Consider the following 8,240-nt stretch of genomic DNA (forward strand, 5'->3'; position numbering starts at 1 on the left):
GTCATCCGACCGCCCGGCAAGCTGGTACGCCCTGCCGAGGTTATTATGGCCCCTCGCCTTATCGGGACTCTTCCCGACCACGTCCGTCCAGAGGGTAACCGAGTCCTTCCAGACGCCGTTACGCCGGTAAGAGGCGTATGAAAGCGGCAATGCCGTAACGAGCAGTAAAACCACGGCCGCGGCCATGAGATTCATGGGCTTCAGATAATCGAAGACGTAAAAGACGCCGGCCGAGAGGGCAAGTACTACCCCCACGCTCGGGAGGTAGAGCCTGTGCTCGAAGATGACGTTCCAGAGAACCACCGCGCCCGACTCCACCGACAGGGTTATGAAGAACCACAGGATACCGAAGGAGGCTAGAAGGCCGTAGCCGTTATTCGTCTTTCGTGACCGCAAGAAAAGGTAAAAGGCAAAAGTAAAAAGGAAAAAAAGGAAGAGGAACGACAAAAACACCGCAGGCTCGAAGGGGGAGGTGTAGACGGGGTAGTCGTAGTCGAAGTTCTGGTTTACGGGCAGGAAGAGAAGCCTTACGTATGTGGCTATGACCCTTACCTGGGTTATGACGTAATCGTGCCGGGAGAGCGTCGTAAGGCGCATCACGTCCAGCCTCCTTGCCTCCTCCGCGATGCCGGAGCCGCCCTCGTCTATGCCGAGTTCCGGCCCGAAAATATTAAGCGGGATTATGGCCATGGTCAGGAGGAACGGGACGAGGGGTAAGAACCGTGTCCGTGGCCGTCGTTCGTGACCGCTAAAGAAAGAATCGAAAAACATAACCTCATAAAGCACTATCATAACCGGCAGGGTAAAGCTTATCTCCTTTGTCTTCATGGCCAGAACGACGGAGAGGAGCGAGAGGAGGTATAAAACGGTCCGGCCCTTCAACTCCGGGGAAAGCCTCCACTTTATAAAGAGGGTGAGGGAGAGGAGGTAGAAGAGCGTGGCGAGCGTGGCGAAGCGTTGGGTTATATACGTGACGGCCTGGGTCTGGACCGGATGGGAGACGAAGATAACGGCCGCCGCGAGGGCGGCGAAGTACTTGAGCCTCGGGTCGGCCGCCGCCCTTTCCACCGCCGGGGTCCCGAACGTAAGAAGCACGAGCCACCACACCAGCAAACCGTTTATGACGTGGACCGCGACGTTAACGATATGGTACCCGAAGGGTTCGTATCCCCCAACGGCGTAGTTCACGGCGAAGGAGAGGAAGGCCACGTACCTGGTGCCGGAGAAGTCCAGGAAGTTCCCGAGGCTGCGTATCCCGGGGTTATCCAGGATGTAGAGCTTATCGTCGAAAAAGAAGGGGCTGTGGAGTGTGTTGGAGTAGATAAGGAGGCAGGCCGAGGCTATAAGGAGAAAGGCGGCGCAGGCGTACCTTACGGGAAGAGTGGCGGGACGAACGATCCGTGTCTCCGGCCTTGTTCCCGGCCCGGCCGGCCCGGCCGGGCCGGGACACGTCGCACCGTCACTGGCGCCCGGCGTCTCTTTCCCGCTGCCTGTCATCTCCATTTTAGAAAAATGTCGCAGGGTACATATAAAGAACCCCGTCGTGCACGACGGGGTTCTTTACGGGTACCATGTACTTACGACCGGACTACATGAACTGCTTCATGGTCCCCTTGAAGAGATACCAGCTCTTCAGGTAGTTGAGCGCCTTCTGGAGTTGGACGTCCTCCCCTTCCTCCCCTTCCACCCCTTCCACGATGGTCTCCTTTATCCTGATCCTCGCCGGCTCTTTGTCCCCTTCCTTCCCCTTATCCTCCCCTTCGAAGTGTCCTTCGAGGTCCTTCTCCTTCATGTGGAGCTTAACCTCCTCGCCCATCACTATGTCGGGCTCGATACCCTTTGCCTGTATGGACGTGCCCGAAGGGGTGTAGTATTTGGAGGTGGTAAGCCTCACGGCCGAGCCGTCGGAAAGCGGGACTATGGTCTGGACCGAGCCCTTGCCGAACGTCTGGCTCCCCATGATGACGGCCCTTTTATGGTCCTGCAGGGCCCCGGCCACGATCTCCGAGGCGCTAGCGCTGCCGCCGTTTACGAGTACCACTATCGGGAAGCCCGAGTGCGTCCCGTCCTTTTCGGCCGAAAACCGCATGTTCTGCCCCTGCGTCCTGCCCTTTGTGGAGACGATGAGGCCGGAGTTTATGAACTTGTCCGATACGTCCACGGCCTGGGGCAGCAGCCCGCCGGGGTTGTTCCTCAAGTCGAGCACGAGCCCCTTGAGCTCACCCTTCCTGGAGCCGAGAGCCACGAGCGCCTTCTCGAGGTCCTTGGTGGTCCTCTCCTGGAACTGGGTGATACGCACGTAGCCGAACCCGTCTTCCAGGTCCCTGAACTTCACGCTCTTTATCTTTATTACGTCCCTTATTATCTCGAACGGCTTGGGCTCTTCGAAGCCCACCCTCATTATCCAGATGGTGATCTTGGCACCCTTGGGCCCCCTCATGAGCTTTACCGCGTCGCCGAGGGTCATATCCATAGTGGACTTGTCCTCTATCCTGACTATCTTGTCTTTGGCCTTGAGACCGGCCTTATCGCCGGGGGTGTCCTCTATGGGCGCGATTATGGTAAGCGCGCGGTCCCTTATCCCTATTTCGATGCCTATGCCGCCGAAAGAGCCCTTGGTGTCTACCTGCATCTCCTTGTAGTCCGCCGCGGTCATGAAAGAGGAGTGGGGGTCGAGCCCGCGCAGCATCCCCCTGATGGCGCCGTAGACGAGGTCTTCGACCTTCACCTCCTCGGTGTAACTCTCCTCGACGATACTCACCACGTCGGCGAATATCCTCAGTTTCTCGTACTCCTCGCTGGCAACGGCTGCGACCTTTCCGGACATCGTCACCAGGGACAACGCCAGGGCCAGGGTAACAACAAGGCCGATAAGAACTCCAGGACCGGTCAATCTCTTATGCATTTCTTGCGTACCTCCCCTATAGTGTACTTTTGTCAATACGACATTATATCATTTCTTTGCCATCCATGCCATAGGGTCTCTCGGGACCCCTTTCTGCCGTATTTCGAAGTAGAGTCCGGCGGCCTCGTGCGTCCCGGACTCGCCCACCAGCCCGACCACCTCGCCGGTCTCCACCGTATCCCCGCGCTCCTTCAGCATCTTATGGAGGTGCGCGAAGAGCGTGTAGAAGGCACCCCCGTGGTCCAGTATCATCACCTGGCCGTACCCCTTGAGCCAGCCCACGTACGCTACCTTACCCGTATAGACGCTCCTGACCTCGGAGGCAAAGGGCGCCTCTATGACGATGCCGTTATTGAAGGTGACGGTCTTGAACCTGGGGTGCTTTACCTTGCCGTAAAAAGAGACTACCTTCCCGCCGACGGGCATGTCGAGCCTGCCCTTCATGGAGGCGAACTTGCCGGTGACGCCCCCGAAACCCTCATCCGTCTTCAATCCCTCTATAAGCTCGCCGAGCTTCTTCTGGGCGGCTTCGAGCTCCGCCATGAGTTCGAGGTGCCCCTCTTTCTTACGCTTTATATCGCGCAGCAACCTCTTTTTCTTCTTGCGTGTGCGCTCGGCCTCGCCTTTTTTAATACTCGCCGTCTTCATCTTCGAGGAGAGATCTTCCCGCAGTTCCCCGAGACGCTCCTTTTCTCCCTCAAGGCGCCTCAGGTTCTCCGCGCTCTTCTCCAGCAGCGCCGAGTCCGACTCCATGATCATGGTCAGGTACTTGTGCCTCGCCCCCATCCCCCGGGAGGAGCCGGACGCGAAGAGCACCCCGAGGGCGCCTCCCTTGCGCATCTTGTACATGGCCCGGAGCCTCAGGGTAAGCCGCTCCGAAAGCTCCTCCCTCTCGCGCGTAAGCTCCGCTATGTTCTCGTCCGTCTCGGCTATATTCCCCTTGGCCTTCTTTAAAGAGGCGTTTACCCTCCTGAGCGCCCCCTTTTTCTTTACAAGGTCCCTGTTTATGACCTCCATCTCCCCGAGGATGCTCTTCTCCTTCCTCGCCATCTCCTTTACGGAGCTTTCGGTCTCCCGGAGCTTCTTATTTATGTCCTCGAGATTTTTCTCCTCCCTCACCAACTCCCTCTCGCTTTCGGCATAAGCCGCCGCGGGGAGGAGGGGGAGGAGGGGGAAGAGGCAGATAACCGCAAGATAAAAGACCGGAAGACGTCTCATAACGACCCTCATGCCCTCAGGAACCTTCCCAGGCAGACCAGACTCCCCACCGCCCCCATAAAGACGCCGGAGAGGACCAGTATGGCGAACAGTACCGGTATGCTAAACGGCGTTTCGAGCACGAAGTCGAAGTACGGGGGCATGTTGGCGGTCAACACGTAGCGGCCCGCGAAGACCATCCCCGTGGCCAGCACCCCGCCGAAAAAGCCCTGCACGAGCCCCTCGATAAGGAAAGGTATTTTTATAAAACCGTCCGTGGCGCCCACGAGCCTCAAGACCTCTATCTCGTCCTTGCGCGCGTAGACCGTAAGCCGTATGGTGTTCGATATGATAAAGAGCGTTGCCGCGGCGAGGAAGCCCCCCACGAGCAACGCACCGAGTTCGATAAACCGGAGGAAGGCCGTGAACTTCTCGGCCCACTCGGTCCCGTACTGTACGTCGCCGACCGAAGGGAGCCCCTTTAGCTTCCCCACCGTTTCCTTTACCCCCTGAGGGGTTCTGTGGCTCTCCTCGAGCCTTATCTCGAACGAGGCCGGGAGGAGGTCCAGGTCCACGCCCTCGAGTATGCCCTCGTGCCCCTTGAGCTCCTCCCTCAAGGCCCCGAGCGCATCGTCCCTGGAGACGTACTCGAAGCTCTTGACCCCCGGCATGCCTTCCAACTCGGCCCTGAGCTTACCCGTCTCCTTCTGGCCCGTACCGTCTTTCATGTAGGCCACGATATGGGTCCTGTCCCCCCAGGTCTCTACCACCGCGTTGAGGTTCATGAAGGCGATAAGGAAGACGGCGAATATGGCCAGCGAGAAGCCCACCGTAAAGGAGGACAGCACCGCGGTAGCGAGGTTCTCCCTTATATTGCGGGCCGCGTCCGTGACGGTATAGAAAAGTCCGGCCGTAACGCGCATCAGTCCGAGACCCTGCCCTTATCAAGCACTATGATCCTCTTGTGGAGCCTGTCCAGCAGCCCCCTGTCGTGCGTGGCCACGACAACGGTCGTACCACGGTTGTTGACCTCCTTGAAGAGGTCCATTATCTCAACGGCAAGGCCGGGGTCGAGGTTACCGGTGGGCTCGTCGGCGAGCAGTATGGCCGGCTCCTTCACCAGCGCCCTGGCCACCGCGATACGCTGCTGCTCGCCTCCGGAGAGGCTGAGCGGCTTGTAGTTCGCCTTGTGCCTGAGTTTCACGTAGGAAAGACTCTTAAGGACCCTGTTCTTGACCTCCGCCGGCCCTACCCCCATCACCTTCAAGGCCATCGCTATGTTTTCGAAAACACTCTTGTTGGGCAGGAGCTTGAAATCCTGAAACACGAAGCCTATCCTTCTCCGGAGGCTCGGTATCTCGGCCCGTGGTATCCTGTAGTAGTTCCTGCCGTCTATTATTATCTGGCCGTCCGAGGGGCTCTCGCTCCCGAACATTATCTTAAGGAGCGTACTCTTCCCGGCCCCGCTCGCGCCGGTCACGAATACGAACTCCCCCTTGCCTATCTTAAGCGTTACGTCCTCAAGGGCGGGTACGGAGCTCTCGTAATTCTTGAATACATGGAAGAGTTGGATCATGGGGTCGCCCTTTTATAGCCCGGCCGTCAAATAAAAGTTACTGTTTTCCGGAACTTGACGTATATCCAAAATATTATCCCAGTTGGCCAATTTCATGTCAAGGGTTTATGGCTAAGTAGTGGTACGGAACGACGCGGCACTACCGGACAGTCTGAAAGGCGTCCTTTATGATCTCGGTCCTAAAACTTTTTTTTCCATCTTTTCCATCTCCGGGCTCCACGCTCACCACGTCGAACCTTACCTGCCGGTCAGATTGGCCCGAGCGCATAAGGTACTCCCTGGCGGCCTTTATTATCCTATCCCTCTTCCTGGAGTCCACGGCCTCCTCGGGCGAGCCGATACTCCCCCGCCCCCTTGCCTTGACCTCCACGAACACTATGGTCTCCCCGTCCGTCGCTATAAGGTCTATCTCTCCCCGGCGGCACCTGAAATTCCTCTCTATAACCTTGTACCCGTTTTTCTTCAAGACCCTCGCGGCCTCGTCCTCCCCCCTTTTTCCGAGATCCCTTCCTTCGGGCGGCTTCGAGGTTCCGCCGAAGAGCCCCCTGAATATCATCGCCCTCTCCCCCCTCTCCCCCCTCCGCCCCCTCCCCCGTAACTAAAACTCCTCCTGTGGATGGGGGAAGGAGGGACGGCCCTCAATGCCGAGATGTGGTCCGGGGTTCCGTAGCCCTTGTTCTTCACGAAGTTGAAGTCGGGGTAGAGCGAGTGGTAGGCCCTCATGATCCTGTCTCTGGTGGTCTTTGCGATTATAGAGGCCGCGGCTATGGTGACGCTAAGGGAGTCTCCCGAGATTATGGGTTTTTGCGGCATGTGGATGGAGTCTACGGCATAGGGGCCGTCTACGAGCAGGATATCCGGGGCGGGAGAGAGTTTAGTAACGGCCGCGCCCATGGCCTTCAAGGCGGCCCGGAGGATGTTTATCCTGTCCACCTCCTCGGGCCACACCACCCCGACTCCCACGGCCGGAGAGGTTTTGAATATATCGAAGACGACGCGTTCGCGTCTGGCGGGGCTAAGTTTTTTGGAGTCCCTTATCCCGAAGGAGGTAAGCCCCGGGGAGAATATAACGGCGGCCGCGACCACGGGCCCGGCAAGCGGGCCTCGTCCGGCCTCGTCCACGCCGGCCACGATCCCGTAACCATCGGCCAGGGCCTGCTTCTCGTAAGAGTCCATGGAGTGAGATATTGGAACTCCGGGTGCCCTCAGTCGGCCTTACGGCCCTACCTCTTCGCCTTAAGCCTTGCCGCCTTGCCCTTGAGCTCTCTCAGGTAATAGAGCTTCGCGCTCCTCACCCTGCCGCTGCCCTTGACCGTAATGGACTCTATGAAAGGCGAATGAAGCGGGAATATCCTCTCCACCCCAACGCCGTAGGAGACCTTCCTGACGGTGAAGGTGCTCCTGAGCCCCCCGCCCCGCTTCCTTATGACGGTCCCCTCGAACGCCTGGGTCCGCGCCTTTTCGCCTTCCTTTATCTTAACCTTCACTACAACGGTATCGCCGGGCCTTAACTCCGGGATATCGGTCCTCAACTGCGCTTTTTCTACGTCCTCTATGGCCCCCATAAAAACCTCCTGTATAATGAACTACGCCTATCCTGCTCCAAGCTCCTCTATGAACTCCCTCTCCTCTTCGGTAAGCTCGGCCTTGTCGAGAAGGTCCGGCCTTACCCCGGCGGTACGCTTCACCGCCTCCTTTCTCCTCCACTTCTCTATCTCCCCGTGGTTCCCCGAGAGCAGGACCGGCGGGACCTTCCTTCCCCTGAACTCCTCGGGCCTTGTGTACTGCGGGTACTCGAGCAGCCCCTCGGAGAATGAGTCTGTTTCGGCCGAGGTATCGTCACCGAGGACCCCGGGTACGAACCTCGACACGGCATCGACTATCGCGAGTGCGGCTATCTCGCCGCCCGTAAGAACGTAATCGCCTATGGAGATCTCCAGGTCCGCGAACTCCCTTATCCTCTCGTCCACTCCCTCGTACCTGCCGCAGACTATTATGAGCCGTTCGGCTCCCGAGAGTTCCTTCGCCCTTTTGTTGTCGAAGGGTACGCCCTGAGGGGTGGTCAGTATTACGATCGCCGCCCGCGCCTTTCCCCCTTTTGCACCCTCGCCACCCCCCGCGCCGGCCCCCTCGCTAAGACTCTCTATGGCACTTACCACCGGGCCGGGCTTCATGACCATCCCGGCCCCGCCTCCGTAGGGAGTGTCGTCGGTGGTCTTGTGCTTGTCGGTGGCGAAATCCCTTATGTTATGGGTGCGGACCTCTATGAGGCCTCTCTCTATCGCCTTGCCCGTAACGCTCTCCCCGAGGGGAGAGTCGAAGAAGCCGGGAAAGAGAGTAAGTATATCGAACTTCATCACCATGATGGTGTTTTAAATTTAGAAACTATCGAACGCAATACATGCTGCTAACGCTACAGAAGACCGGCCACCGATAACCGTTTACTCTTCCTCCGGGAGGAGTCCTTCGATAAGGCGCACGGTGAGCCTCTTGGCTTCGACGTCCACCTTCAGGATGACGTCCTCTATGGCCGGGAGGAGTATCTCTTGCCCCCCTCGCCCA

Annotated in this window: 9 protein-coding genes; all 9 read right to left on the minus strand. The window is 58.4% G+C overall.

Annotated features, from left to right (window positions below):
* On the minus strand, positions 1-1,503 hold a 1,503-nt coding region (locus tag V3W31_00895), incomplete at its 3' end, for a hypothetical protein (GenBank protein ID MEE9613495.1).
* An 85-nt stretch (positions 1,504-1,588) separates the two neighbouring features.
* The gene (locus V3W31_00900; protein ID MEE9613496.1) at positions 1,589-2,905 is read right to left on the minus strand and encodes a S41 family peptidase; all 1,317 of its coding nucleotides are present in this window, start codon (positions 2,903-2,905) and stop codon (positions 1,589-1,591) included.
* A 48-nt stretch (positions 2,906-2,953) separates the two neighbouring features.
* Positions 2,954-4,123 carry a peptidoglycan DD-metalloendopeptidase family protein gene (locus tag V3W31_00905; protein MEE9613497.1) on the minus strand — a complete coding sequence of 390 codons (1,170 nt, stop codon included), beginning with the start codon at positions 4,121-4,123 and terminating at the stop codon, positions 2,954-2,956.
* 8 nt (positions 4,124-4,131) lie between these two features.
* Positions 4,132-5,025: a permease-like cell division protein FtsX gene (gene ftsX, locus V3W31_00910; protein MEE9613498.1), complete on the minus strand. Its 894-nt coding sequence runs from the start codon at positions 5,023-5,025 to the stop codon at positions 4,132-4,134.
* Positions 5,025-5,678, minus strand: a complete 654-nt coding sequence (gene ftsE / locus V3W31_00915) for a cell division ATP-binding protein FtsE (GenBank protein ID MEE9613499.1) — start codon at positions 5,676-5,678, stop codon at positions 5,025-5,027. Before ftsE ends, ftsX begins: the two co-directional genes overlap by 1 nt.
* Before the next feature lie 139 nt (positions 5,679-5,817).
* Positions 5,818-6,234 (minus strand): YraN family protein, encoded by a 417-nt coding sequence (locus tag V3W31_00920; GenBank protein MEE9613500.1) that lies wholly within the window; start codon positions 6,232-6,234, stop codon positions 5,818-5,820.
* Entirely contained in the window at positions 6,231-6,854 is a 624-nt protein-coding gene (locus V3W31_00925) for a ribonuclease HII (protein ID MEE9613501.1), read from the minus strand. The genes V3W31_00920 and V3W31_00925 overlap by 4 nt, the downstream gene beginning before the upstream one ends.
* A 47-nt stretch (positions 6,855-6,901) precedes the next feature.
* A complete protein-coding gene (gene rplS, locus V3W31_00930) occupies positions 6,902-7,243 on the minus strand; it encodes a 50S ribosomal protein L19 (GenBank protein ID MEE9613502.1) in 342 nt (113 codons plus the stop codon).
* A gap of 27 nt (positions 7,244-7,270) precedes the next feature.
* Complete coding sequence (gene trmD / locus V3W31_00935; GenBank protein MEE9613503.1) at positions 7,271-8,035, minus strand: tRNA (guanosine(37)-N1)-methyltransferase TrmD; 765 nt, start codon at positions 8,033-8,035, stop codon at positions 7,271-7,273.
* Positions 8,036-8,240: the final 205 nt, after the last annotated feature.

Source organism: Thermodesulfobacteriota bacterium, assembly GCA_036482575.1.
GTDB lineage: Bacteria > Desulfobacterota > GWC2-55-46 > GWC2-55-46 > JAUVFY01 > JAZGJJ01.

What these genes read in the sequence shown, in the direction of transcription:
- V3W31_00900 (MEE9613496.1), bottom strand. Translation starts at nt 2,905, where the DNA reads ATGCATAAGAGATTGACCGGTCCTGGAGTTCTTATCGGCCTTGTTGTT.
- V3W31_00905 (MEE9613497.1), bottom strand. Translation starts at nt 4,123, where the DNA reads ATGAGACGTCTTCCGGTCTTTTATCTTGCGGTTATCTGCCTCTTCCCC.
- ftsX (MEE9613498.1), bottom strand. Translation starts at nt 5,025, where the DNA reads ATGCGCGTTACGGCCGGACTTTTCTATACCGTCACGGACGCGGCCCGC.
- ftsE (MEE9613499.1), bottom strand. Translation starts at nt 5,678, where the DNA reads ATGATCCAACTCTTCCATGTATTCAAGAATTACGAGAGCTCCGTACCC.
- V3W31_00920 (MEE9613500.1), bottom strand. Translation starts at nt 6,234, where the DNA reads ATGATATTCAGGGGGCTCTTCGGCGGAACCTCGAAGCCGCCCGAAGGA.
- V3W31_00925 (MEE9613501.1), bottom strand. Translation starts at nt 6,854, where the DNA reads ATGGACTCTTACGAGAAGCAGGCCCTGGCCGATGGTTACGGGATCGTG.
- rplS (MEE9613502.1), bottom strand. Translation starts at nt 7,243, where the DNA reads ATGGGGGCCATAGAGGACGTAGAAAAAGCGCAGTTGAGGACCGATATC.
- trmD (MEE9613503.1), bottom strand. Translation starts at nt 8,035, where the DNA reads ATGAAGTTCGATATACTTACTCTCTTTCCCGGCTTCTTCGACTCTCCC.